Raw genomic sequence first — 23,994 nt, 5'->3', positions numbered from 1 at the left:
TCGATTAATCCGCCCTGACGAGCGGAACGTCTACCAAATGCTCCGCGAGGAACCACACCTGGAGCTCGTTCGTGCGTATGACGTTGCTGACGAGAAGGTCGTTCGTCCCGTCGTCGCCGTCCTCCGATGCCTGCTTCGCCATGGATCTGGCCTCGAGGAGTATGACTTCGTGCGCGTGGAGCAGGCGGGAAATCTGCACCGGCACTTCCTCGCGGCCGCGGGGCGGGCGGGGGATCATCGTCGTCTCCGCGATGTCGGCCGCCATGGCAAGGCTTATCCCGCCTAGGAGCTGAATCCGCTCGGCTATGGTGTCGACGAGCTCGCTCTGCTCGCCGAAGTGCTTGTCGTAGAGAAGGTGGAGCTGGTAGAAGGTGTGCCCTGCCACTTGCCAGTGGTGCTTCTTGTAGAGGTCACGGAGCGTCATCGTATCGGCCAGAACCTGGTTCAGGTTCTCGACGCTCTTCGCACAGACCTTCTCGGACAGCGCTATCGGGAGCTTGACTATCATCCCGTAGGGCTGGATCTCTATGGCTTCCTCGTGAACGAAGGGCTTCGCCCTGGAGCCGATGTTCTTATAATCCTTGTCCGATCTTTGCTTCTTCATGATTCGTCTCCCCTGCCTGCGGCCCGCATCGTGGCGTACGTCCAGGCCGGGCCGGCTGTTTTGTTTATTTCAATTTTAAATGCTCTCACCGTCGTCCACAATCTATTCTTAATCCCCCTCCTCCTATCTATACGCTGGGACAGCGATTTACGACTTGATGAAGCCGGGCATATCCAGGTCGATATGGAGCGGCTGATGAATTACTCCCTGCAATTAAGACCTTTTGCACTTTCCCTTCGCGAACTTTTTACACCCGGCGAGAGATAGACGCAGACGAATACCATGGCAACAAATGCTGTCGGCAGCAAGAATAAGATTAGAATGAATCCCCGTTTGCGGGTGTGGAGAAGACGCGTTAAAGAAGCTTCAAGGGTTTTTCCTGCACGTAACGAGCCGGGACCGGCTACCCATAATAATCGAAAGTTCTCAGACGACCAGAGGAAGAATCTCGACGCACATCTGATGAAGGTCAGGGACGAGGCAATTCCTCTGACAGCGTGGGAACAGGGAATAGAACCGTACTCGACATAAACGAGTAAGGAAATGAGCACTGAGAGAATCCTGGATTTGAAGACGAATAAAAACGATATTTAATTGGCGGAGGGCGAGGGATTCGAACCCCCAAGTCCTTTCGGACGCCGGTTTTCAAGACCGGTGCATTAGCCGTTCTGCCAGCCCTCCAAGTCAATAATTACAACGAGTTATGATACATCAGATTTGATTGAGTTGTCATTGGTAGTGATATTGGTAGCATTTTGTCCAAAATTGCCTAGAGATTCAAGGGCATCTTTTAATGAATCTTCAGGGTGAGTATACCTCATTGTGGTTTTAATATCACTGTGGCCCGATGCTCGTCCTTTAATCTCGCTTGGCCTCGGCATCCGGGGTTGAAGCATGTCGAGCCGGGCCTCTCCGCCCTTTCGTATCCCCCGGCGCGAACTAGAGTCTTAAGACAGATCGCCCCGGTTTTTTCACGTATCTATCCCAATAAAAAGATTTAGCGTCTTCAGTATTAAAAGGGTGCCCGCGGCTGGATTATGGGCCGTGCATTTATGAAAGTGAAAAAATATACGATAGCGAGATAAACATGCGAAAATCTATCCTGACTTTTTTGGGCGAAGTAAAATGCAAGAAGGACGGTTGGAGAGATTTATCGATTGACCGGGACGAGCACAGAAGGCAGGCAACCGGGGATGCGAAGGCCTATTGCGCCAGGGGGTATGCAAATTCCTCGTTCGGCGATTTTGAAGGCGCGCTCGTGGACTTCAGCAGGGCAATAGAGCTCGACTCCGAGTACGTAGAAGCTTATGTAACCCGGGGGCTGGTCAGGATCGTTCTCGGTGATTACAGCGGTGCGGTTCGGGATTCGGGCAATGCAATAGAGATCGACCCGGAATATGCCGAGGCTTATGCGACCCGCGGGCTGGCCAGGCGGAACCTCGCGGATTATAAAGGCGCGATACGGGACCTCGACAGGGCGATAGAAACGAACAGTGTTCTATGCCGGAAGCACTGTAAAAGCGGTTTTGCAAAGAGCGGGATCGGTGACTACGCGGGGGCCATAGACGACTTCAACAGGGCGATAGAGCTGTATCCGAACTATGCCGATATACATTTCATCAGGGGAATCACCAACATAGCACTGCAAAGCTTTTACGATGTGATGGAAGTTAAGCCCGGTTATTTTTTTACATACTACGACCGGGATTATAGAGAGCATACCCGGAGCTATTCTCTCGCTTACTTCGGCAGGGGCCTTGCAAAGAGCAGCATTCACGACTACAGGGGTGCGATAGAGGATTACAACTATTCCATATTGCTAAGCCCTGAACTCCCCGTCATATACCGCAGAAGAGGCCTCGTTAAATGCTTAGCGGGAGACTATGTCAGCGCGGTTCGTGATTTTAACAAGGCCAGCGAGCTCGATGCCGCCGGGGAGTCAGCCGCTGCCGCCGGGTTTTCTTATCCCGAGCTTCTTCATCCTGGAGCGGAGGGTATGCGGATTCATACCTAGCACCACGGCGGCCCCACGCTCGCCGTGGATGACCCAGCCCTTATCTTCGAGCACGCGGAGGATGTAATTCCGCTCGACGTCCTCGAGCGTGCCTGCGCTTCGGGTATCGGGGCCGGTATCCTCGAGCCGCATGTCCAGAGATTCGTCGATCTGAATGACCGGGCTATGCGCGACGATGACCGCCCTTTCGATCACGTTCTCGAGCTCTCTCACATTTCCCGGCCACGGATGAGCAAGCAGCCCATTCATCATTTCCTGGGAAATATTATCGATTTTTTTCTCCAGCTTTTTGCTGTATTTCGTTATGAAATGCCCGACCAGTACGGGGATGTCTTCCCTGCGCTCCCTCAGCGGAGGGATGAAGACCGGGAAGACATTCAGCCGGTAAAAAAGGTCGGCCCGGAATTTGCCCTCTTCCACGGCCTGCTTGAGGTCGCGGTTTGTCGCGGCGATGACCCTGACGGAAACCTTGATGGAACGGGAGCCGCCCAGGCGCTCGAACTCGCCTTCCTGGAGCACCCGGAGGAGCTTTGCCTGCAGCTCCAGCGGCAGGTCGCCGATCTCGTCGAGGAATATCGTCCCCCCGTCGGCCAGCTCGAAGCGGCCTGTTTTGGGCGAGAGCGCCCCCGTGAAAGCCCCCTTCTCGTGGCCGAAGAGCTCGCTTTCGATGAGCCCCGCCGGAAGGGCCGGGCAGTTCACTTTAACGAGCGGCCTGTCCTTGCGCAGGCTGAAATGGTGAATCGCACGGGCTACGAGCTCCTTCCCGGTGCCGGTCTCGCCCTGGATCAGAACCGTGGCTTCCGTGGGAGCCACGTGCTCCACCTTGCGCAATACGTTCATCAGGGCTTCGCTCCGGCCGATGATTTCGTCGAAGTTATATTCGGTCTTGATCTCTTCCCGGAGGTAAATGTTTTCGGCCTGAAGCCGGTTCTTGAGCTCTTCCACCTTGGACAGCGCCTTTTTCAGCGCCTCGGCCTGATGGGCGTTGTTGATCGCCGTCCCGACCTGCTGCGCGACGTTCTTGAGAAGCTGGATCTCTTCCTTATCGAAAACATTTTTGTGAAGGGAAGATACATTAATAGTCCCCACGCTTTTGCCCTCGAGGAAAACGGGCATGCATAAATAGCTCTTTATCCCGGCTTCCCTCGCGGCCGGGCCTATGGTTTTGTCATGATCTACGTTCGCGCAGTATCTGGGCTTGCCGTCCGTTATTATTTTCCACGTAAGGCCTGCCGGATAAGGGATACTTTTGACGCGCTCGACAAACCAGTCAGGGTAGCCCCTGTACGCCCGCATTATCGCATTCCCCCCTTCGACCATGTAAATCGAGACGTGCTGGGCCTTATCTATGTTCTCGCTCAAGGCTTCGACCGCGTTATCCAGGACTTCCTGGAGGTTGATCGTCCGGTGCACGGTTCGTGTGACGACGCTGATAATCGATTCATACCGGTTCATCTTCGACAACCGGCCGAGGGTTTCCCTGAGCGTTTTCTCCGCCGCTTTTCGCGCGGTGATATCCCTGAAGACAAGCACCGTACCCACGAACTTCCCGCCCTCCCGAATCGGGGTGCTCGTATATTCCACCGGGAAAGACGAGCCGTCTTTCCTCCAGAACATCTCGTTATCCTCGAAGCGGACGACGCCGTCCTGGAATGCCGCGTATATCGGGCATTCTTCGAGCGGATAGGGACTGCCGTCGGGTTTCGTGTGGTGCATTATATCGTGCCCGGGCCTGGAGATCAGCTCCTCGACTTCCCAGCCGAGCATTTTTGCCCCGGCAGGATTAATGAACGTGAGGTTCCCGTTGATGTCGGCGCTGGCCAGCCCCTCGCCCGCGGCGTTCAGTATAAGCTCGTTGTATCTGGACTTTTCAGAATCATCCATCATATCTCCTGAAATCGGCGGAAAGACCGGAAAGGATATTTCGTTCCGATCGTGACATTTCCCAATGGTGACGATATTTCCTAACCCCACACCGGAGATTCTAGAGAATAAACCAAAACGTGATTTTACTCAAACGAAAGTGAGACCGGGCACTTAGCCCGCGAATCCGCAAGCTTTCACTCCGCGGCATGGCCCTTGCACTTATCGTTGTCGAGATTCCGGACAGTCAACCGATATCCACCGAAATCGACAAGGAGAAAAGGAATGGAAAAGAAGATCGCGGCAATAGCAGAACAGGCCCTGTATGAAAAGTCCGAGAACCTGTACACGCCAGGGAATAAACCGGGCGCCGGATACTTTATGGATGAGCATCCGGACGGACGAAGAGCGAAGCAAGACCTCGAGCGGCTCGGCGATGCGGAAGTTGTCCGCCTCTACGTCGAGACGCAGGACGAAGAAGCCTTTAACGAAATGGTAAACAGGCACGGGGAGAAGATATTCAGGACCGCTCTCAGGATTACGCGCAGCACGACGGGCGCAGAAGAGGTTTTGCAGGAGGTGTTTATCAAGCTCGCGACCAGGCTCGAAACCCTCAGCGAAGGAGGCAAATTTTCGTCATGGCTTTACAGCGTCACGGCGAATGAAAGCTTCGCCTATCTAAGGGCCGAAAAAAAGTACAGGAACGACCTTAGCCTCGAAGAGCGTGCATCGAACGGATTCGAGATCGAGGACCCTAGCCGCGGACACGGTGACCCGTTTTCCAGCCGGGAGCTCCTGGAAAAGCTGGAGCGGGCGGTAAACGAGCTCCCCGTTGTTTACAGGACGGTCTTCCATTTGAGAGACGTGGAAGGTCTCACAAATCCCGAGGCGGCGAAAGTTCTGAACCTGCCAATCGCCACGGTTAAATTCAGGATTCGGAGGGCAAGGCTTTTCTTAAGGACACGTCTTTCGGACTTCGTATAAGGATTATGGAAATGGCTGCTATCCCTTTGCCGTCAACATCGATCCGATTTTATATGAAGCGGGACAACCGAAAATACACAGTAAAGGATAAATGGAAATGGAAAATCGAGTCGTAATAATCACCGGGGGAGGAACGGGGATCGGGCGGGCGGCGGCGCTTCAGTTCGCCGAAGCGGGGGCATGGGTACTCGTCACGGGACGCCGTGCCGGCCCTTTGGAAGAGACGGCCGGCGTCTCCGATCGTATAGAACCTTTAACGGCGGACGTACTGGACGAGACGGATATAGAAAGGGTCGTTCAGACCGCTATTAACCACTGGGGACGTATAGACGTCCTGGTCAACAATGCGGGAGCATTCGTTCAGAGCCCGCTCGACCGGATCGACCGGGAGACGGTGACCTCGCTTTTCGCCACGAACATTACGGCGCCGACGCTGCTCAGCCGGGCGGCTCTGCCGTCGTTAAAGGCCGCCAAGGGCTCCATTGTCAACATATCCAGCACCTTCGGGCACAAGGCCTCGCCGGCGATTTCACATTACGCGGCCTCCAAAGCGGCGCTCGAACATCTTACGCGCTGCTGGGCCCTGGAGCTGGCTGCTTTCGGAGTTCGGGTCAACGCGGTCGCGCCCGGGCCGACGGAAACCGATATTCTTGCGCGCTCCGGAATGCCCCCGGATGCCGTCGAGCAAATCAAGAAGGAAGAGGCCGGCAGTGTGCCGCTCGGAAGACGGGGGGATCCGGAGGAAGTAGCTTCCTGGATCGTAAAGCTGGCGGAGCCCGAAGCGGGCTGGATGACCGGACAGGTTATATCCGTGGACGGAGGACCCGGCATTGCCTGAGCGATTTCCGGGTAATGCGCCGAACGCTGAAAACCCGCCCCGCGGGATCGGAGACTTTATCCCGGCTTGGGAAAACGGCGCTATCCCTTTGCCGTCAACGTCGATCTTACTCTGTATGAAGCAGATCAACATTAATAAAACGGAGGTGACACAATGAGAAAAAACATACTCATTTTGTCCACGATGTTAGCTTTCGCATTCTCGATTTCACTGGCCGGCCCGGGCTTTGCGAAGGACGAGCAGATAACGGTGACCGGCAACGTCATCTGCCTGCTCCCCGATTACGAGAAGGGGACGGTCAATCCGGTGATAGCCGACGGCCCGTGCAAGAATCAGCCGCCGCATCAGCATATTTTGGTGACGAACGAAGGGACCGTCTATTACCTTCAGGGGCTCCAGGAAGGGCTGATGAAGGTTCAGCTGAACCCTGTTCATAAAGGGGTGCAGGTTACAGGCAGGGCCGAGCAGACGCCGGGGGGATGGATCCTCTACGTGGATTAATTCCCGCAGCACGGTTTCGGGAGAGGGGGTTCGAAGCCGGCCCCCCTCACCACCCGGGGATAGATTCGGCTAGTTATGAAACATCATGGATAGCGCTTACGGAGTGGGCAGTAAAGACCCCACGTCTCAACGGGAGCGGCAATACGACCGGAGGCAGATTATGAAAGGAACGCAAATTTCAGACACGGGGTTTTTGGATGCGGAAAGCGGTTACCGGGAGACCGTCGGCGGGAATTCGCACGTAGGGCGAACGGCCGGACCGGCAGCTGCAAAAGACGTCAAGAGCGCGTCCGATGAAGAGCTCGTCCTCCGGCTGAAACGAGGCCGGGACGAGGAGGCGTTTAACGAGATGGTAGACCGTTACGCGGGCGCAGTCTTCATGGTTTCACTCAGGGTAACGCTCGACGCGTACGACGCGGGGGAGGTTCTCCAGGAAGCGTTTCTTTCGATAGAGACACCGGATTCCTTTCATGAAGGCGCGAAGCTCACGACCTGGTTTTACGGGATAGTTCTTCGCCTGTGCTTCGCACGTCTAGGGGTCGAAAAGGAGCATAAGAGGAGCGAAAGCCCGGACGAGTATCCGCCCTTCCGGGAGCATAGGGCGCTTGAACGGGCTTTCGGGAGCCCGCGTGGTTTCAGTGATGCGGCCGACGCACAGGAATGGCTCGGCAAAATCGGGCACGCCCTGGGCGAGCTGCCGGCTGGCTACAGGGCGGTCTTCCAGCTCGCAGACGTCGAGGGGCTCGGCGATAGCGAGGCGGCGGAAATCCTCGGCATCTCGGTCGAGGGAGCGAAGACGAGAATCCGGCGGGCGAGGCTTTTCCTGACGGGAAGACTCTCCGGTTATTTTTACCGGCCCGAGGAAGTCAAACGGGCCAAAGCGGGATAAAGCGGTTTCACAAAAAAAAGAAAACCATAAGAACAGGAGGTATTAGACCATGGCTTTTGTAACTGTAGGAAAAGAAAACGGAGCGGACATAAATATCTATTACAAGGACTGGGGCAGCGGGCGGCCCGTGGTCTTCAGCCACGGCTGGCCGCTCAACGCCGACGCGTGGGACGGACAGATGCACTTTCTGGTGCGGAACGGCTTTCGGGCCATAGCGCTCGACAGGCGCGGGCACGGGCGGTCGAGCCAGACCTCGTCGGGGAACGACATGAACGGGTACGCCGACGATCTTGCGGCCGTCATCGAAGCGCTCGACCTTAAGGATGCGACGCTGGTGGGCCATTCCACCGGGGGCGGAGAGGTGGCGCGCTACATAGGCCGGCACGGGTCGAAGCGCGTCGCCAGCGCGGTGCTCGTATCCGCAATTCCGCCGCTCATGCTCAAAACACCGGATAATCCCGAAGGTTTGCCGATCGAGGTGTTCGACGGGCTCAGGGCCGGCCTCGCCGGGAATCGCTCGCAGTTCTATAAGGACCTGGCCGTTTCATTCTACGGCGCCAACAGGAAAGGAGCCAGTGTTCCCCAGGGGACTCTCGATCAATTCTGGCTCTGGAGCATGCAGTGCGGGCAGATAAACGCATACGAAAGCATAAAGGCGTTCTCCGAGACGGACCTTACCGAAGACCTCAAGAAGTTCGATATACCGACTCTGGTGATGCACGGAGATGACGACCAGATCGTCCCGGTCAAGAACCATGCGGAGAAATCCGCCAGGCTCATCGAGGGGGCGAAGGTGCTCGTTTATCCGGGGGCTCCGCACGGGATGACGTCCACTCACCAGGAACGGATCAACGCCGACCTGCTGGAGTTTTTGGGCAAAGCCCGGAACAGCTCCAAAGCGGCTTGATCGGGGGATATACCGGCAGGCTGCGGGGGCTTTATTCGAACGACAAATCGGCACAAAAACAAATGCAATCCCGGCCAGTGAAAAAGCCGGTTATTGTTAAATAAAGGGAGGTCCATCATGAAAAAGGAAAACCTTGCCAATCAGAGCGACACCGATAAAAACAGACCGTCCGCCATGAAAATCGTCGTTATCGGCGGCACCGGGCTCATAGGGAGCAAGCTCGTGGACAGGCTTCGAGGGCTCGGCCATAACGTGACGGCGGCGTCGCCCGGCACCGGTGTGAATACGATCACCGGCGAGGGACTATCCGAAGCGCTTTCAGGCGCGGGGACCGTCGTAGACGTGGCGAACTCGCCTTCGTTCGAAGACAAGGCGGCCATAGAATTTTTCGAGACGTCCGGCCGCAACCTCTTCGCGGCGGAGCACGCCGCGGGTGTGAGGTACCACGTTGCATTGTCGGTCGTCGGCACCGAGCGCCTTCTCCAGAGTGGTTACTTCCGGGCGAAGATGGCGCAGGAAGACCTGATCAAGGCGTCAGGGATTCCTTACACGATTTTGCGCGCGACGCAGTTCTTCGAGTTCGTGGGAGGCATTGCACAATTCTCGACAGACGGACAGAAAGTGATCCTGCCGCCGGCCCTTATCCAGCCCATAGTCTCGGACGACGTGGCCGAGGCCCTTGCTGACGTAACGCTCGGGGAGCCCGTGAACGGCATCGTCGAGGTCGCAGGCCCCGAGAAATTCCGTCTCGACGAGCTCGTTCGCATGTACCTGAATGCAACCGGGGACACGCGCCGGGTGGTCACGGACAGCGCCGCGCGATACTTCGGCATAGACGTGGACGACCGGTCTCTCACCCCGGACGAGGGAGCGCGCATAGCACAGACGCGTTTCCGGGACTGGCTTATTAACTCCGCTTCTCCCGCGGCAGGGCACGGGCAGTAAGACCTGCGACCGGAGCGGCCCGCTTCGCCGGGGCTTACAATAGAGAACCGTCCGTGCCTGCGGGGAAGTTTGCTTCAGGCACGGACAAACACTTAATTTCATGAGGGGGGTTAGATCATGAAGAGGACGACCGGAGTCAGCGCCGTCTCGGTGCTGGTATTTATAATGGTCGCGTTCAACGGGATATTCCTGTCGGCAAACGGGATTTTCATGCTCGTCGCTCCATCGGCCTGGTACGATCTCGTGCCGGGCGTTGTGGACACGGGCTTCTTTAACCAGCACTTCATCCGCGACATAGGAATAATTCAACTTTTCCTCGGCCTTGCCTTCGTGATCGGCATGTTCAGCCCGAGGCGACGCGTCGGGCTATGGGGCGCGGCGACGTTGTGGCTCGTTGCGCACGCCGTTTTTCACTTCTGGGAGATCGCGGTCGGCATTTGCTCTCCGTCCGTAATCCCCCGTGACTTTCCCGCAGTCACATTGCCGGCTATTATCGGGATCGTGCTAACCTTCCGGGCGATCAGCCGCTCGCGGGCCGGGAGAGCTGTAGCGCCCGAAATGAGATACAGGTTCCTGTGATCGATCCTTGCCGGACTTGTGGAGGCAGTCCGATTGAAATTCCCGTCTGCCGGAATCTCAATCGTTCGGATTTGGAATATCCGGCAGGGTCGGCGGATTGTTGGGGTTGTCCGGATTATCGGGATTATCCGGGTTATCGGGAATAACCGGTCTGCCGGGGAATTGCGGGAACTGCGGCCTCGGCCTGTCGGGCGGCCTCGTCGGCACTGGCGGGTCCGTCGGGATCGGCGGCGGGGGCATGGTCGGTATAACCGGCGGCGGGTTTGTCGGAACGGTAGGCGGGTCCGTCGGCACTGTGGGTGGAGGCGTGGGGATCACCCTGGTCCTGAAATCGTCCTGTGCGTCGGGAGGCTGCTGGTTGTAGGGCGGCTCGCCGTCCTTGAGCTGGGTGACGGGCGCACGGAGGAGCACCTCGAGCACGTAGAGCAGATCGGGGTTGTTCTTCACGGAATCGACGGGCTCGATGGCCCCCGTTTCGAGGTCGGTCTTCTCGGCGGCGCCCAGGCTCGCGTTCGTGGCGGAGTCCGCCGCAAGGCCCTGAACGGAGACCAAAAACGCAGGCAGGAGCAAAAGCAGCGGTCTGCCGATTTTACGCGAGAGGATTTTCATTTTTTCTCTTATGACACTCATAATTTTACCTCAGTAGCTGAGAAAGAGAGACCAAGTAAGGATGTGCCTGTCGAACTCGAGCACTTCGTAATTCGAGTTCTCGTTCGTATAGCTGTACGAAAACGCCCCGTAAACCGGGCCTGCGATGTTCCTCGCCAGCCGCACGAATAAGTTCACCCTGTTCGTCTCCCTGTCCCTCGGGCCCTGAAAGTCGGGATAATCGTCCCTCTGGTATTCCCCGCTCAGGTCTCCCCTTATTTCCCAAACTATAGGCACTGAAAAGCCCGCGCCGAATTTGTTGCCGTTGAAGTTGAAGTTGAGCCCGTCGGCGTCGTTATGCTGAAACTCGTACGCGAGCCAGACGTTGACGGCCCTTTCCATAAAGAAGAAATACTGCACTATCCCGAAGGCGTTGTTCGTCGCGCTGCGGGAAGATACGGCAGGGTCGAAGCCCTTGTCGTCGAAGCTGTCGAACGAAATCCTGTAGTAGGGCATCGTGAGCGTGTTGGGTGTGAGGCCGGTGTTAAAAGTTGCGGTTATAGTATGGGAGTTGCTGTAGCTGTCGTAATCGAGGAGCGAATAGTTGAAATTGTAGCTCAGCATCGGCGAGAAGGATTTCCCGAGTATAGTCGTCGTATAGTTGATGTAGGGCGAGATGTTGAACGTCGAGAGATTGAATTCCCTCATGCTCTTTTTCGTGTGCTGGCTCTGGTAGGTGGAGAAATATGCGCCGAGCATCCACTTGCCGAGCTGCTTCGTCCTGAGGCCGAGCGAGGCGTATTCGGTGAACCTGAAGGATTCGTCGTCGCTGAACGTGCTGCCTGCGTTCGGGTCTTCGGGGACGTTGAAGTCGAGCTGCGGAGCTACCTGGATGAAGACGTCGTAGAGCCTCGGGCCGCCTGGCTGCTTGTACTCGGTCTCACGCTGGATTATTGCCTGGACGTAACGCTCGGACCATTCGGCGTAAAGAGATTCCGGCGCGAGGATGACAATCCTTTCGAATATCTCGCGCGCCGCGGCGGAATCGCTGATTTTGAAATACGTCGAGGCCATGTAGAAGAGAGCCGGCACGTTCTGCGGGTCGATTTCGAGCGCCTGCTCGAAGGCGGCGATTGCCTTTTCGTATTGCCCCAGGCGGTGATACGAGATACCTATGTAGCGCAGTATCGTTACCGCGTCGTCGGGATATTCTTCGAGGAGGGCCTTGAGCCCGGTCAGGGCCTTGTCGTAATCGCCGGATTTAAAGGCCTTGCCCGCTTCCGTTTCCGTCAGCCTGAGCTCCGCGAAAGCGGATTGGGAAAAGACGAGAATAGTCAAAAAAAAGAGAACCCGGACGGGCCGCACCGCTCCATCCTCCTCTGGAAGAAGTAGACATATACTAGAATATTTATCCCGGTGATTCAACATTTTTTCGATTCCAGGACGGGCCGTTCGCCCTGCGGGGAGCTTCGCTCCGCGCCTTTTTATTCGCAGTAGTGAGTAGTAGCTCGTGGTTAAAAAGTTCATTCCGCTCTCGCTCCTATGCCCGGATTTGCCGCCCCCTCCCGGGGGCGGCTTTACCGAATATACGTTACAAAGAACCGAACCTTCTTCGGATTCGTGCGATTAACACGAAGAGCGGGACGAGGAGATAAGCGGCCAGTGATCCGGTTCCCGAAGCGCCAGGCCTGGCGAGCGAGCATCCGCCGTCGCCGCCGCTTTCAGGAACCGCCGCCGCCGGGACGAATTCGAACGCGCCCGCGTCGCATATTTCGCTGCCGTTCCCGTCGCCGTCGACCGGTCTTATCGCGCCCGTCTGGTCTATACCGGCGCCGAGGCAGAGGAATTCGTTATCCGCAAGGTCTATCGCGGGGCTGCCCTCGAGGACGGCATGCGTCAGAGTGGTCCCGCCGTTATCCTGAAGCGGGCCGATCAGTGGATCGGTATCGGGTAAATCCGTCGGGTCCGTCAGGTTACAGTCGCTGGTCGAGACGTTGTACCCGAGTGATTCGATGAATACGCCGCCGCAGTCGCCCGTGGAGTTTCCGGCTATTATGGTTCCGAAGAACTGGGTATTGCTTCCGACCGCCTGGTGTATTCCGCCCGGGAGCCCGGCCTCCGTGACGTTACCGGCTATGGTCGAGAAAACGGCGTCGAATCCGCCGTCGTTGAAAATACCTCCGCCGAGGTCGCCGGCCGTGTTTCCGCTGATCGTCGTGTTCAAGATTACAGTCTCACCCGAGTTGTATATGCCCCCACCCCGCTCCTGGCCCGGGTCGTCCGTCGCGCTGTTGTTTATAATTGCGGAGCTGAATATCGAAGCCCTGCCGTCCGGCCCGACGTATATGCCCCCGCCCCTTGGCGCGGTGCTGTCCTGAACGCTCACGCCTTCGAGAAAGAGAATTTCGGAGACGTTCCTTATCGCACCGCCCGCGTTTCCGGCGATCGAGCTCCGGATCGTGAGGCCGAGCAGCCTGACCTCGATCTGCGCGAGGTCGTCATCGTCGATCAAGTGAAAGGCGCGCGTTATGTTCCCGGCGTCGATGACCGTTTCTCCCGCACCGGCCCCGTGGATTATAAGATTGTCCCTTATGTCGAGGTCGCCGTCAGCGGCGAGGTTGTCGGTGCCGGGTATGGTCAGGATATATACTTCGTCCGAGAGAAAGATTTCATCGTCCCCGGCGAGCGCGTTCGATTCCATGACGGCCGCGCGCAAGGTGCAGTTGCCGGAGCCGTCGTCGCAGAGCCCGTCCCCGGGATTGTCGTCCACGGCGTCGATCGTGCTGTCGATAACGAGCTCGGCGGCCCTGGCTCCATCGGGAATGAATAAGGTGAAAATCATTACAGCCAAAACGAGCAAGCCCCCTTTTAAAGCGGGAGCGTAAAAATTGTCTTTAAATCCGAATAACCTCCTCATGGTTATTTCCTCCTTTAAATAGTCTTGAAAGTGAGTGGCCTTGCCGCGGCGTCAGGTTCAAACTTTTTGTGAGATACATAAAAGCCCCCTCGAGCGTGCGGCCTTCGGAGGCTTCCGGAAGGTATGGAGAATAGACCTTTTATGTTTCGGGGACGTAGGGCGGGTTAGTCAGCGTGCACGTAACCTTCGTCTTGGGCTTTACCTGGCCGCTGTACTGGACGATGTTGCTCGTGCCCGAGTACCTGCAGCTCGCGCCGAACCTTACGACGTCGACCACCGAGGGCTCGAGCCATATGACGGCCTGATTGTTGTACTTACCGTTTCCCTTCGAGAGCGCTTCGGCGCACTGAGACTCGACCGTACCTAGACTCCACGGCTTTATCTCGACGTTGCGGTTGACGCTCGTAGTCGTATGGTTGCCGGCGGGGAATACTGCCTTCGGCCCGTTCGCCGTCTGTATCTCGAAGTGATTGATCACGGTGCCGCTGCCGCAGCTCAGCTTCGCGTTCCAGGTCATTTCCTGGTTCAGGTTCTTTGACGCGAGCTTGAGCACGTGCACTTCGTTGCCGTTAACGAGCTTGGTCGTGATCTTCATCGGCACTGTGCCGCTCATACCGTTCATCTGGTATATGGACGCGCTGCCGTTAGGCGCGGAGGCCTTGGAGCCGAAGCTCTTCTGCCCGGCCTGAGACTTGGCGACCGCGGCATTATTCGCGGCAGGCTTCACCGATTTGAGGTTCAGTTTCCTCTTCGGCGACGAGGGCTTCTCGACGCCGTTTACTGTGTAGCCGTAATGGTCGCAGCAGTTGACCCACTTGCCGTCGACCTGGCAGAGCGCGAGGATGTCGTAGGGACATCCGGCGAAGCTCTTCGCCGCGCCAGAACCGAAAAAGATAAAAACAGTTAATGCGAAAACCGATAAAACTTTTTTAAGATTAAGATGTGTAAGCATTTTTGCTTACCTCCTTACGTGATGTTGATAAGTGGGTAACCGGGGGAGGAGAAAAGGTTCGAGGGATTTCCCGGGGAGTAAGAAAATAAAGGGATGTATATTCCTCGATAAAAAATCCCCGGCCCTCTTTACCCGAAGAGAGCCGGGGACCGTTAACGAGCCAGCCCGGGTTAAGGCCGGCCATCCTCCTCCATCTTTAATCGCCTATTTGAGCACCGCCGTTCTCAATGAGCCCTCGTCTATCGCTTCGTATGCATCCCCGTCGTCCGTATAGGCAGTCGTATCGTCGTACTGCGAGATTTCGGGCTCGTCGCCGGACTCGGCGTCGGCATATGCCGGGAGGCCTTCGCGAAGGGAATCGGCTTCGGCGAGATTTACGACCTGAACCCCTCCGAACCCCGACTGCACGTCCATCTGCTTCGTGTTCGCTACCGCTACAATCGCCAGAATCGCTATCGCCATTATCGCCAGATCCTTCATTTTCTAACCCTCCCTTTAACCGCGTTTGAAAGGTTAGTAACGGCGTCGCCGGAAAAGGTTCAAAGAAAATTAAAAGCCCCCGCTCGTCCCGGAAAAGCAGGAAAGAGCGGGGGCCGGCTGCGCAAAGGGGTCTTCGATTGAATAGAGCTGCCCGGTTTATGCCGGCTGATTATTCATTCCCGCTATCCGCGACAAACCGGGGATTTTCGCGGGCCTTATTACAGTCGCCGTTGACCTCGATCCTTAAGGCGAAGGGGACGTTGTTGAGCTCGTCGAGCTCGGCGACGCTTTCGCGATTGTCGAGCTTTATGGCTATCTTCTGTCTGCCCGGAGAGAGGGTTATTTCTCCGACGGAGGTGACGCTCCCGCCCTCCCCTATTCCGTCCTCCTCCACTATGGCCGACCATCCGCCGGCGTTGAGCCTGTAGGAGAATTCACCGGCCGGCGCGGGGCCCGAATTGACGAGCTCGATGCCGTATCTGAAAACGCACTTGCCGTTCTCCGTATACGACGCGTCGGCGGCGTTAAGACTGAGAGCGCCTCCCCAGTATCCCCTCTCACCCGCTATCTCGATCCCGAGGGGGCTCGTTATGTCGGGCAGCACGCCTCCTGCATATAGTATTTCGTCCGCTGCGTGGAGCGGCCTCGCCCGGGCAACCATAAAGCCGGCCAGAAGCAGAACCGTGAGTATGCCGAGTTTCACCGTATTCGAATTTTTCATCGTTATGCCTCCCGTCGATTTGCAAGGTTAGTCACGCACCGGCAGGAAAAGGTTCAACCGACAGAGAAAGAAACCCGGCGCCCCTGTCGAGGGACGCCGGGTTAGGGAGAGAATGAGAGGTGGTAATAGAATGGCTTTTTCTTGAGCGGCCTTCTGTATCAATCCAGCACGAGATTGAATTTAGCGCCGTCGCCGCTCGTCGTTATGCCGAGGAGGCTGTATCCGCTCTTCGAGCCGTCAACCCATTTGAGGAGCGGCCGGCTCCCGGCAGGGAGAGGGTCCCCGATATTGTCCGTGCATTCGAGCGTGCCCTCGTCGAGGAGATCCTCGCCGGCCCATTTCCCGAAGAGGAGCTCCTGGAATTCGGCATAGTCGTTGCCGGAATCGTTGGCATCCTTGTCGTAGACGTGGGACACGTCGGGCTGCACGAGCCTGAGCCCGAGGCGGGCGAAGTTGCTCCCGTGCTTGTGATACCATATCCCCTCGGCAACGCACGCGGGCGGTATCAACGGCTTACAGTCCGGTGCGCCCGCCCCGATGCCGGACTGGCAAGTCGGGCCCGGCTCGATCACGTGATACACTGCAAGGCCGTCGTCGTTGATGTTGTAGTCGTAGAGAGGATCGTCGATCTGCGACTCTTCGAACCTCGACTCCAGAAGGACATATTCGCGCCCGTCGTCGTTCCTTCTCGGGAGGATGTAAACGTCCTCGCTCTTCTTCACGTCCGCAAGCTCGTACTCGTCCTTTTTCTCCAATATGTAGGGAGTAACCCAACCGAGGTGGAGCTTGTGGAACCCGTCGATGTGAGTGGTCGTCGTATAGTATCCGGTTTTGTAGGTCATGAGAGTGATCATCTGCGGGGCGGTGTTCATGTAGCGGTTCTGACACTCTTCGCCCGGCCCGAGGTCGTCGGGGCAGTCGCTCTGGAATTCGAGAAGCTGCGTAAAGCTCGTGCCGTCGTAAACCCCCTTGTATCTGCCGTAGAGGTCGTCGAGTCCAAGGAAATGGTGCCCGAGCTCGTGTGCGGCGACCATCATGTTCTCGGTCTTCTGCTCGTCAGTAAGGCCGCCGTCCTGATAGATGAGGTTCAGGTGGACCAGCTCCGTGATCTCGACGCCGTCAACGACGAGCGGTGCGCCGTCGCAGTATGGTTTGAACGAAGTATCCACCGACGAGCCCGCGCTGGAATCCCATGCTATCCCGACGATAATCGCCAGCTCCGACGGCTCTATCCTGCCGTCGTTGTTTCTGTCGTACTGTTTGAAGTCGAACTCGGCTTCGGCGTTTAAAAGGGCCTCGGCATGGAGCGCGTCGGCGCCTCCCTTGAACTCGGCGCCGGCGTCGCAGTTGAAATTATCGCTGTTCTTGTAATAGCTCTCATCGTCCGTGACCTCGCCCGCGTGCTCAGCCTCGTACGTGCCGAGCGTGGCGGCTTTCTGTATTTCGAGCCTTCCTCCCGACACCACTAGGTAGTAATCCTTCACGCTGGCGGCGTCGGCATTGATACTGTCGTCCACCTCCTCCCGGAACTTGGAGTTGACTCCGCCTTCGGGGTCGATTATCACGGTCAGGAGATCCCTTTCGCCGTAGACCGGCTCGAGTATCCACTCGGATTTCTTCGAGCCGCGCCCCATGTTGGGACCGACCGCCAGGTCGGGGCCGACCCTCCGCTTTTGCTCCACGACCAGATTCGAGCCCGATATGAGGCCGCTGCCCGGGGTGCTGACGCCCGCCTGGAGAACGCGGTATGCGACGCCGATTTCGTACGGCTCTTTTCCGGGCAGCACGTTCTTGAGCCCGAACGTGTAGCTCGCCGCTCCCGAATCGGACGCCTGCGGGTTTCCGCAGGCGGGGTCAGGGCACGAGAGCGTCGGATAGTAGAGGATCACTTCCTGGTCCGTCACGGGATTGCCGTTTATTGTAGGGGCCACGAATATAAGGCCGTAGCCCGCGAGCTCGCCGCTGAACGTGACGGCAATGTCGGAGACCTCGTCCACGCTGACTTTCGTCGAAAGGTTGGCGAGCGGCTTGTACCAGTCTTCGCCCGAGGTTTCGAAGTTATTCTGCGATACGACGTCGAAAAATTTGTCGCCGGAATCGTTCACTTCGGTCCTTACTACGATCGTCCACTCGAACATCTCTGCCACGGTGACGACGTCCGTTATGCTGCTCCGCCATTCGAACTCGACCACGTGCGCGCCGGACGGGAGTCCCTCGGCGTTGAAAGTGATGCTCCTGGCCTCGGTGTGATACATCCTGCCGGCCATCAGGGCCTCGACAGGGTAGAGCTCGTAGATGCCGCCGTCTACCACCGCGCGTACGAGGATGAAGTCGCCGTCCGTCATTTTCAGAACGTTCGAGAAGGTGATCGCGGCCTCGCCGCCGGCCGGTAAATAGAACGTATGCTTCGCTCCGGGTATCGCCGACCATTTCCCGTCGCCCTTCTTGGCGCCCTCGCCCCATTTTCCGGTGAGTCCCTCGCCTTCCCTGCTCGGGAGCCCGGTATTTATCCTGAGAGATGCATTGCGTATGTAGGAGCTGTGCCCGGAAATGAGCTCCGTCGAGTACTGAACCTGCACGGTATGAATTCCGGCATCGACCTCCGCGAGGAAAGTGAAGGAGTTACTGCTCGAAACTATGACGACGTCCCGCCCGCCCGTCAGTGTGACCGGGCCGGGGGCGGCCTCCTGACCGTCCACCAGAACCCTTATCAGGAGCCTGTCGTCTTCCGTGGAGGAAACGAACGCCATGGCCGAGAAGGTTATCGCGACAACGGTATCGTCTTCGTCGGCGACGAATTTCGACGCGGCGCGCGGCACATCGACGAATCCCTTGCTCTCCCCGGGCAGCTCGACGAACTGCGGAATCATGATGTCGAATCCGGGCTCGGGACCGTCGTCGATGCATTCGTAGGTTTTACCCGACTCGTAGGAATGGCGCTCGACCCTGCAGCCGATGTAGGTTTCGGACCTTATGTACATATTGTCCGCCGCCCGGCCGACGCGCTCTGCCTTGTTTGAAGTGAGCCCGAGGCCGGGAGCCGCCGGCGTCCGTCCGTGCTTTTGCGCATGCAAGGTTTCCGCAGCGCTTATGACTGCAAAACACGCGAGCATCGCCGCGAATAGAATCGACGCCGCGTTGATTCCAAGCCTTTTTACGAGTCCGTTACTTAACATTTCTTCTCCCCCTTAATGCGGTTTGAACGGTTAGTCGCGGCCGGAGGAGAAAAGGTTCAATATCGGAAGAATCAGCGGAAGAAAAGCCCGGGGGCGGGACAAGGCCTATTCCCGTATCAGGAGAGTTGAAGCAAGGCTGGAATCGTGAACCCGGCTTGTGCCCCGGGTTATTTCGTGCTGGCCTCGCCGGCGAAGTCGAGCTTGCCAAGCGCCTTCCCGACGTCTATCCTGCCCTCGCCGTATTCCGGGTCCTTTCCCGGCTTTCCGAGATCGACGGCGCTCGACCCGAGTAGGTGCTTTACCTGAAACGGCGAGAGCTCGGGATAATCCTGCAGAATGAGCGCCACCGCCCCGGACACGTGGGCCGCGGCCTGCGAAGTGCCGGACTCCATCTGCCAGGCTCCGCCCGGCGCGGGGCTCAGGATGTCCACGCCCGGCGCGGCGACGTCTATATAATCCCCACGCGTCGAAAGGGTGTAGAGCCTGTCGTCGGGGCCGGTCGCGGAAACCGCTATGACTTCCCGCAAGGCCGCGGGGTAGACGGGCTTTCCCTTCGCCCCGCCGTTACCGGCCGCCGCGACGACTGTGACGCCCGAGCCGTACGCCTGCTGTATCAGCGCCGCTATGAGGGCGTCCCTGGGGCCGCCGACGCTGAGGTTTATAACCCGGGCGTTGTTCGAGAGGGCGAAGTCTATACCCTTCGCGAGCTTTTCGGACGAGCAGACGGCCTTGCCGCCGTCCGCGGAATCGGACCAGCAGGCCCGGGCCGCGATCAGACGCACGCCCGGCGCGACGCCGGACATGCCGCCCTCTTCGATTGGGGAGGCGGCGATGATCCCCGCGACGGAAGTGCCGTGGCTTTCGCCTGTAAACCCGCTCATGTCGGGGCTCACGAAATCGGCCTTCTGCGTTATCCTGTCCTTAAGCGCCGGGTGATTGTAATCGATTCCGGTGTCAACGACCGCGACTGTAATGCCTCGGCCCGTGGTCGTCCCGCTGACGGCGTCCGCCCCGATCTTGACGGCCCCGTACTGGGGATTCTCACCGGCGAGGGAATTGTAATAGAAATTCGGCTGCGACATGATCACGCCCGACTCGCCCGCGAGTATGTTGACGACGGCAGGGACGGACCTCCCGTCGGGTATGTGGAAGAGGACCATCGTGACGCCGAGCGAGGAGAGCGGCGCGGTGTCCAGCCTGTCGAGATTGTGCCTGTTTCCGAGCCCGCCTATCTCGGCGTCCTTCCCGGAAGCGCCGCGAAGGAGGACTATCATCTCGTCGGGAACGTACTGCGTATCTGCAGCTGCTTCGGGGACGGCGTCTTTAAAGACTGGCGCCGTAAGGTAGTCCGTATCGAGCTCGGGCTGTATGACGGACGGGTCGTCCGGAAGTGGAGGCAAGTCGGGTATATCCGGCTCCGGAACTCTGCCGCCCCCCGAGGAAGGCGCGTCGGGCACAGGCTTTGGCGCGTCCGGAAGAGACGGCTCGGATATTATGTCATCGGGCGGCGCGGCGGGCGCGGAACCGCGCTCCGGCCCAGGCATCCGGGGTTTGTCGAAGCCGCTGAACGGCCTTCTTTCGGGCTCGGGGACTCTCCCCGGGACATGGTCGTTCGGATTCGTTCCGGGAACGTTATCGGGGCCCGTATCGGGAATGTCGTTCGGGCCCGGGACGTTTGCCGGGCCGCCCGGCACCGTGCCGGGGATCGGGTCCCTTTCGGGCTTTGTCTGCGCGTTCGACGCCGGAGCGAACGAGAATATACAGAACAGAGCTATCAATAATATTATCGGTGCTGAATTTACAACTATAAATTCCCGTTTACACCCTCTCATTTCCCCTCCCCCATGAACACGCTTTTTATAACTTCCTTGTCGGCTCTTAAATCTTCGATCACCTTCTCGACGGATTTTCCGGAGCCGCTCTCCGCCGGAAGCTCGACGACGTAAAGACCGCCCGCTTTCGGGCCGTCGATTATGCGCCCGCCTATCCCGGAAAGGGTTTGCCTTATCTCCGCCTCGGTGGCGGTATCGACGAAGGACACTATTATCACGGGGCCCGATGCAGCCGTTTCCTCGGGGCCGCTCAGGACGACGTAGCTTCCGGGCTCCCCGAGGTAGACCTTGTAGACGAGGCCGATTATCAAAGCGAGCTGGAGCAGGACCAGCGCCGCCACGCCCGCCGGCATCCGGAGCGGGAATTCGAACCCCTCGAAGAACCCGAGAACCTTTTCCCACGCCGACGTTCGAACCGGAGCGGCCGCCGGGCGCTTCCCCGGCGCGCGCGCGTCTTCGTAGGTATTTATCCTGTCCATGATATCCGCTTCCATGTCGGGGAGCCGCATTTCGATTGCGGCGTCGAGCGCCTCGTCGGGCTCCGTTATCGCCGCCCCCATAAAGCCGAGCTCCTCGATCTCGCCGGCGCAGTCGTCGCATTCAGCGAGGTGACGCTTAACGGTCTCTAGCTCGTCTGCCCCGAGCTTACCGCTGAGATACCAGGGCAGGAGGAGTTTTATCTCTTCGTGCGAATTTTTTTCTGCCGTCATTGTACGGAATCCTCCTGCGATATGCCGTACTTCGCCAGCGTCTCCTTGAGCTTTTCCCTGGCGTAGAACATACGCGTTTTCACGGTGTTCACGGGACAGTCCATGACCTCGGCTATCTCCTGATACGACATGCCCTCGAAAAAGGTGAGCTCCAGAACCGTCCTGTGGTCCGGCGAGAGCTCGCCGAGCGCCTTCTTCATTCTCTCGGACCTGTCTTTTTTCTCGACTATTTCTTCAGCCCCGGCGCCGGGGTTCGCGACCCTTACGAATTCCTCGGGGTCTACCGGATCGGGCGTTTTCTTCCTGAGCGCGTTCATGGATTTATTGTGCGCGATGCCGAAGACCCACGTCGAAACCGCGGACCTCCCCTGAAAGCCGCCCGCGCCTTTCCACACGTCGAAGAAAACGTCGTTCGTAATCTCTTCAGCCATTTTCGAATCCCCGGTCAGCTTGAATGTGAACGAAAACACCTGTCTCACATATCTCCCGTAGAGAGTTTTGAAAGCTTCCCTGTCGCCGCCCGTTATTCTTTCGAGCAGCTTTGAATCCGGCAAATCCGCCGCGTTTACCGTTTTGTCCATGCCTCCGCCGAATTCGTATATTTAGTAACCCGGAACACGAATAAGGTTCGATAGACGTATAAATTCGTTAAGTGTCCGTAATATATGTATTTCGAACTATTATACGATATTGAGGCGGGTTTTTATAAGAAATCTTCCGAATGGAGAAAGGCGGAGCAAGTCGGCTGAAACATACAATCAGGTTCACAAACAAAAAAGGGCGGCCGAAGCCGCCCTTTTCGTATCTATCGTATTCAGCTCATATCAGGCCGTTAATTTCCTTCTGCGCATAACCAGAAGCCCGGTGATTCCAATAAGTCCCGCCATCGCTATCAGGCCCCACTCGGAAAGGGTGGGGACGGTCGTAACGCTCGGCGGAGGCGGCGGCAAATCCGAAGCCACATATACCACGCGCTCATAGGAATTCGATTCGTTCAGATCATCCTCAGATCCGCAGCGGTATCCTCCAGCGTCATTCAGGTGCCAGCAAAGCCTCTGGTCGTTTGCTCCGCTGTCCTCGACATCGCAGTTGTTCTTACTCACGGTATCCCCGGCCCTGACAAACCCCCAGGAGTCTGTGTCGGTGTTATTAAAATACCAGCCCACTCCGTTGGCCACGTGAAGGATATCTTCATTATCACCGGTGTCGAAAGTGACGTCGCCCCGCTCGCCCTGGGCCAGAAGCGCTATGGTGGAGCTCCCGGTCTCGCGGCAGGTCAGCATAAGGAGATTGCCCTCACATGCATCGAGAACTGTGTCGGCATTCATATGGACTTCGTACGTATCCCTGTAGCATTCCACCCATCCGCCGTCCGTTACCGTGTCTTCGGGCACATTCGTTTGGGGACCTACGGGAAGGTAGGTCTGTGCATTCGCCTCTAAGCCCGGTATCACAAGCAGTGACAGGAAAATCAAAGCCGATAATGTTATTTTGAGTTTCATCTATCCTCCTTAATTATTACAATGATAACGAGATTATAAAACAGCGGGAGCATATCTGTCAAATCATAGGCCGTTTCGATCCGGGGACACAAAAAAGCCCCGCCGAATCAGAAATCCGGCAGGGCTTATAGGGCATTCTACCGCCATGATTATTCACAAAATGTCCAGCTTGAATTCCACTGCATCGTCATCGTCGAAATCGCGTTCGTGATAATAGTAATGGCCGTGACCGTCGTCATAGTAATAGACGTCGTCATCATTGAACGGGTCCGAAGGCCTTATGAAATTCACATCGAATCCGTTGTCCCGGTATTGATGGCGCTCTACCGGATGACCATGGTAATCGTAGTAATAATATTCGTCCGCAGAGCTCGAAAGCGCGGAACCGAATATAAGCACGGTCAGGACGATGAATCCTGCTATTATGAGCTTCTTCATTGTGTTCACCTCCCGTTAAATTCTTCTCTAACCCGCGCCGTTACGCATAGACCTGTGTCTTCGCTATGCGTCAGTCGCTGTAATAGTAGTATTGGACGTCGCCGTCAGGATCGACGTAATAACGGTACTCCACATCATTGTCAGGCTCTACATAGTGGTACTCGCGATACTCGACCTCGTTGTCGGGTTCTACATAGCGATACTCACGGTACTCGACGTTGTTATAGGGGTCTACATAATAAACCCTGTGCTGCCGTGTCTCGCGCCTCTTTATAATCGTCGTGCCAGGTGCGTCGTACTGCCCCTGCCACGGACGCCTTATGTAGTCGGGCGACGTGCCGTAATAATATTCGTCTGCCGAGCTTGTAAGCGCCGGGCTGAAGGCGAAAACTCCAAGGGCCAGTGCGGCCGTAATCAAGAATTTTTTCATTTTCATTCACCTCCCGGGATGAATCCCAGTTTTATTGGTTACGGTCGTATTTAGTGCAAAGGGCGTGCCAGCGGGGATGGGCTGGAGGAAATATGCGAATGCCGAAGGATCGTTACGTCTATAT

23 protein-coding genes and 1 tRNA gene are annotated in these 23,994 nt (G+C 57.3%); 8 read left to right on the top strand and 16 right to left on the bottom strand.

Annotated elements, in window-relative coordinates; all coding sequences use genetic code 11:
• Nucleotides 1–4 precede the first annotated feature (4 nt).
• Nucleotides 5–604 (bottom strand): DNA starvation/stationary phase protection protein, encoded by a 600-nt coding sequence (locus tag PKC29_03865; protein ID HML94549.1) that lies wholly within the window; start codon nucleotides 602–604, stop codon nucleotides 5–7.
• A 595-nt stretch (nucleotides 605–1,199) separates the two neighbouring features.
• Nucleotides 1,200–1,285: transfer RNA gene (locus PKC29_03860), tRNA-Ser, on the bottom strand.
• A 406-nt stretch (nucleotides 1,286–1,691) separates the two neighbouring features.
• Here PKC29_03860 and PKC29_03855 point away from each other — a divergent pair.
• Entirely contained in the window at nucleotides 1,692–2,618 is a 927-nt protein-coding gene (locus PKC29_03855) for a tetratricopeptide repeat protein (protein ID HML94548.1), read from the top strand.
• On the opposite strand, the gene PKC29_03850 is transcribed toward PKC29_03855, so the two are convergent.
• Nucleotides 2,544–4,502 carry a sigma 54-interacting transcriptional regulator gene (locus PKC29_03850; protein HML94547.1) on the bottom strand — a complete coding sequence of 653 codons (1,959 nt, stop codon included), beginning with the start codon at nucleotides 4,500–4,502 and terminating at the stop codon, nucleotides 2,544–2,546. The genes PKC29_03855 and PKC29_03850 overlap by 75 nt on opposite strands.
• 264 nt (nucleotides 4,503–4,766) lie before the next feature.
• On the opposite strand from PKC29_03850, the gene PKC29_03845 reads away from it, so the two are divergent.
• The 7 genes from PKC29_03845 (at nucleotide 4,767) to PKC29_03815 (ending at nucleotide 10,124) form a co-directional block, all read left to right on the top strand.
• Nucleotides 4,767–5,465, top strand: a complete 699-nt coding sequence (locus tag PKC29_03845; protein ID HML94546.1) for a sigma-70 family RNA polymerase sigma factor — start codon at nucleotides 4,767–4,769, stop codon at nucleotides 5,463–5,465.
• A gap of 97 nt (nucleotides 5,466–5,562) precedes the next feature.
• Nucleotides 5,563–6,303: an SDR family oxidoreductase gene (locus PKC29_03840; protein ID HML94545.1), complete on the top strand. Its 741-nt coding sequence runs from the start codon at nucleotides 5,563–5,565 to the stop codon at nucleotides 6,301–6,303.
• A gap of 153 nt (nucleotides 6,304–6,456) precedes the next feature.
• A complete protein-coding gene (locus PKC29_03835; protein ID HML94544.1) occupies nucleotides 6,457–6,804 on the top strand; it encodes a hypothetical protein in 348 nt (115 codons plus the stop codon).
• A gap of 160 nt (nucleotides 6,805–6,964) precedes the next feature.
• On the top strand, nucleotides 6,965–7,693 hold the full coding sequence (locus PKC29_03830) for an RNA polymerase sigma factor (protein HML94543.1): 729 nt from the start codon (nucleotides 6,965–6,967) through the stop codon (nucleotides 7,691–7,693).
• Nucleotides 7,694–7,742: 49 nt separating this feature from the next.
• On the top strand, nucleotides 7,743–8,600 hold the full coding sequence (locus PKC29_03825) for an alpha/beta hydrolase (GenBank protein HML94542.1): 858 nt from the start codon (nucleotides 7,743–7,745) through the stop codon (nucleotides 8,598–8,600).
• A 174-nt stretch (nucleotides 8,601–8,774) separates the two neighbouring features.
• Complete coding sequence (locus PKC29_03820; GenBank protein ID HML94541.1) at nucleotides 8,775–9,545, top strand: SDR family oxidoreductase; 771 nt, start codon at nucleotides 8,775–8,777, stop codon at nucleotides 9,543–9,545.
• 117 nt (nucleotides 9,546–9,662) lie between these two features.
• Nucleotides 9,663–10,124, top strand: coding sequence for a hypothetical protein (locus tag PKC29_03815; GenBank protein ID HML94540.1), 462 nt, complete (start codon nucleotides 9,663–9,665; stop codon nucleotides 10,122–10,124).
• Nucleotides 10,125–10,181: 57 nt separating this feature from the next.
• Here PKC29_03815 and PKC29_03810 read toward each other — a convergent pair whose 3' ends face one another.
• The 13 genes from PKC29_03810 to PKC29_03750 all read right to left on the bottom strand — a co-directional run bounded on the left by PKC29_03810 (nucleotide 10,182) and on the right by PKC29_03750 (nucleotide 23,870).
• A complete protein-coding gene (locus PKC29_03810) occupies nucleotides 10,182–10,754 on the bottom strand; it encodes a hypothetical protein (protein ID HML94539.1) in 573 nt (190 codons plus the stop codon).
• Nucleotides 10,755–10,763: 9 nt separating this feature from the next.
• Complete coding sequence (locus tag PKC29_03805) at nucleotides 10,764–12,077, bottom strand: tetratricopeptide repeat protein (protein HML94538.1); 1,314 nt, start codon at nucleotides 12,075–12,077, stop codon at nucleotides 10,764–10,766.
• Nucleotides 12,078–12,303: 226 nt separating this feature from the next.
• The gene (locus tag PKC29_03800; protein ID HML94537.1) at nucleotides 12,304–13,554 is read right to left on the bottom strand and encodes a right-handed parallel beta-helix repeat-containing protein; all 1,251 of its coding nucleotides are present in this window, start codon (nucleotides 13,552–13,554) and stop codon (nucleotides 12,304–12,306) included.
• 214 nt (nucleotides 13,555–13,768) lie between these two features.
• Nucleotides 13,769–14,581, bottom strand: a complete 813-nt coding sequence (locus tag PKC29_03795) for a hypothetical protein (GenBank protein ID HML94536.1) — start codon at nucleotides 14,579–14,581, stop codon at nucleotides 13,769–13,771.
• A 204-nt stretch (nucleotides 14,582–14,785) separates the two neighbouring features.
• Nucleotides 14,786–15,061: a hypothetical protein gene (locus PKC29_03790; GenBank protein ID HML94535.1), complete on the bottom strand. Its 276-nt coding sequence runs from the start codon at nucleotides 15,059–15,061 to the stop codon at nucleotides 14,786–14,788.
• A gap of 169 nt (nucleotides 15,062–15,230) precedes the next feature.
• On the bottom strand, nucleotides 15,231–15,782 hold the full coding sequence (locus PKC29_03785; protein ID HML94534.1) for a hypothetical protein: 552 nt from the start codon (nucleotides 15,780–15,782) through the stop codon (nucleotides 15,231–15,233).
• A 158-nt stretch (nucleotides 15,783–15,940) separates the two neighbouring features.
• Nucleotides 15,941–18,958 carry a hypothetical protein gene (locus PKC29_03780; GenBank protein HML94533.1) on the bottom strand — a complete coding sequence of 1,006 codons (3,018 nt, stop codon included), beginning with the start codon at nucleotides 18,956–18,958 and terminating at the stop codon, nucleotides 15,941–15,943.
• 167 nt (nucleotides 18,959–19,125) lie between these two features.
• Nucleotides 19,126–20,736, bottom strand: a complete 1,611-nt coding sequence (locus tag PKC29_03775; protein HML94532.1) for a S8 family serine peptidase — start codon at nucleotides 20,734–20,736, stop codon at nucleotides 19,126–19,128.
• 50 nt (nucleotides 20,737–20,786) lie between these two features.
• Nucleotides 20,787–21,500 carry a zf-HC2 domain-containing protein gene (locus tag PKC29_03770; protein HML94531.1) on the bottom strand — a complete coding sequence of 238 codons (714 nt, stop codon included), beginning with the start codon at nucleotides 21,498–21,500 and terminating at the stop codon, nucleotides 20,787–20,789.
• Nucleotides 21,497–22,081 (bottom strand): sigma-70 family RNA polymerase sigma factor, encoded by a 585-nt coding sequence (locus tag PKC29_03765; protein HML94530.1) that lies wholly within the window; start codon nucleotides 22,079–22,081, stop codon nucleotides 21,497–21,499. Before PKC29_03765 ends, PKC29_03770 begins: the two co-directional genes overlap by 4 nt.
• A gap of 243 nt (nucleotides 22,082–22,324) precedes the next feature.
• Nucleotides 22,325–23,002, bottom strand: a complete 678-nt coding sequence (locus PKC29_03760; protein ID HML94529.1) for an IPTL-CTERM sorting domain-containing protein — start codon at nucleotides 23,000–23,002, stop codon at nucleotides 22,325–22,327.
• 153 nt (nucleotides 23,003–23,155) lie between these two features.
• Nucleotides 23,156–23,440, bottom strand: a complete 285-nt coding sequence (locus tag PKC29_03755; protein HML94528.1) for a hypothetical protein — start codon at nucleotides 23,438–23,440, stop codon at nucleotides 23,156–23,158.
• A 70-nt stretch (nucleotides 23,441–23,510) separates the two neighbouring features.
• Nucleotides 23,511–23,870: a hypothetical protein gene (locus tag PKC29_03750; GenBank protein HML94527.1), complete on the bottom strand. Its 360-nt coding sequence runs from the start codon at nucleotides 23,868–23,870 to the stop codon at nucleotides 23,511–23,513.
• Nucleotides 23,871–23,994 lie beyond the last annotated feature (124 nt).

It is taken from the genome of Thermodesulfobacteriota bacterium (assembly GCA_035325995.1).
In the GTDB taxonomy this organism is placed as follows: Bacteria; Desulfobacterota_D; UBA1144; order Nemesobacterales; family UBA2774; genus JADLGH01.
Note: the sequence above shows the minus strand (reverse complement) of the source record. Positions and strands in the feature narration are given on the sequence as shown.

Excerpts from the sequence above, each read along its gene's own strand:
- PKC29_03865 (HML94549.1), bottom strand. The coding sequence starts at position 604 with ATGAAGAAGCAAAGATCGGACAAGGATTATAAGAACATCGGCTCCAGG.
- PKC29_03855 (HML94548.1), top strand. The coding sequence starts at position 1,692 with ATGCGAAAATCTATCCTGACTTTTTTGGGCGAAGTAAAATGCAAGAAG.
- PKC29_03850 (HML94547.1), bottom strand. The coding sequence starts at position 4,502 with ATGGATGATTCTGAAAAGTCCAGATACAACGAGCTTATACTGAACGCC.
- PKC29_03845 (HML94546.1), top strand. The coding sequence starts at position 4,767 with ATGGAAAAGAAGATCGCGGCAATAGCAGAACAGGCCCTGTATGAAAAG.
- PKC29_03840 (HML94545.1), top strand. The coding sequence starts at position 5,563 with ATGGAAAATCGAGTCGTAATAATCACCGGGGGAGGAACGGGGATCGGG.
- PKC29_03835 (HML94544.1), top strand. The coding sequence starts at position 6,457 with ATGAGAAAAAACATACTCATTTTGTCCACGATGTTAGCTTTCGCATTC.
- PKC29_03830 (HML94543.1), top strand. The coding sequence starts at position 6,965 with ATGAAAGGAACGCAAATTTCAGACACGGGGTTTTTGGATGCGGAAAGC.
- PKC29_03825 (HML94542.1), top strand. The coding sequence starts at position 7,743 with ATGGCTTTTGTAACTGTAGGAAAAGAAAACGGAGCGGACATAAATATC.
- PKC29_03820 (HML94541.1), top strand. The coding sequence starts at position 8,775 with ATGAAAATCGTCGTTATCGGCGGCACCGGGCTCATAGGGAGCAAGCTC.
- PKC29_03815 (HML94540.1), top strand. The coding sequence starts at position 9,663 with ATGAAGAGGACGACCGGAGTCAGCGCCGTCTCGGTGCTGGTATTTATA.
- PKC29_03810 (HML94539.1), bottom strand. The coding sequence starts at position 10,754 with ATGAGTGTCATAAGAGAAAAAATGAAAATCCTCTCGCGTAAAATCGGC.
- PKC29_03800 (HML94537.1), bottom strand. The coding sequence starts at position 13,554 with ATGATTTTCACCTTATTCATTCCCGATGGAGCCAGGGCCGCCGAGCTC.
- PKC29_03795 (HML94536.1), bottom strand. The coding sequence starts at position 14,581 with ATGCTTACACATCTTAATCTTAAAAAAGTTTTATCGGTTTTCGCATTA.
- PKC29_03790 (HML94535.1), bottom strand. The coding sequence starts at position 15,061 with ATGAAGGATCTGGCGATAATGGCGATAGCGATTCTGGCGATTGTAGCG.
- PKC29_03785 (HML94534.1), bottom strand. The coding sequence starts at position 15,782 with ATGAAAAATTCGAATACGGTGAAACTCGGCATACTCACGGTTCTGCTT.
- PKC29_03780 (HML94533.1), bottom strand. The coding sequence starts at position 18,958 with ATGTTAAGTAACGGACTCGTAAAAAGGCTTGGAATCAACGCGGCGTCG.
- PKC29_03770 (HML94531.1), bottom strand. The coding sequence starts at position 21,500 with ATGACGGCAGAAAAAAATTCGCACGAAGAGATAAAACTCCTCCTGCCC.
- PKC29_03765 (HML94530.1), bottom strand. The coding sequence starts at position 22,081 with ATGGACAAAACGGTAAACGCGGCGGATTTGCCGGATTCAAAGCTGCTC.
- PKC29_03760 (HML94529.1), bottom strand. The coding sequence starts at position 23,002 with ATGAAACTCAAAATAACATTATCGGCTTTGATTTTCCTGTCACTGCTT.
- PKC29_03755 (HML94528.1), bottom strand. The coding sequence starts at position 23,440 with ATGAAGAAGCTCATAATAGCAGGATTCATCGTCCTGACCGTGCTTATA.
- PKC29_03750 (HML94527.1), bottom strand. The coding sequence starts at position 23,870 with ATGAAAAAATTCTTGATTACGGCCGCACTGGCCCTTGGAGTTTTCGCC.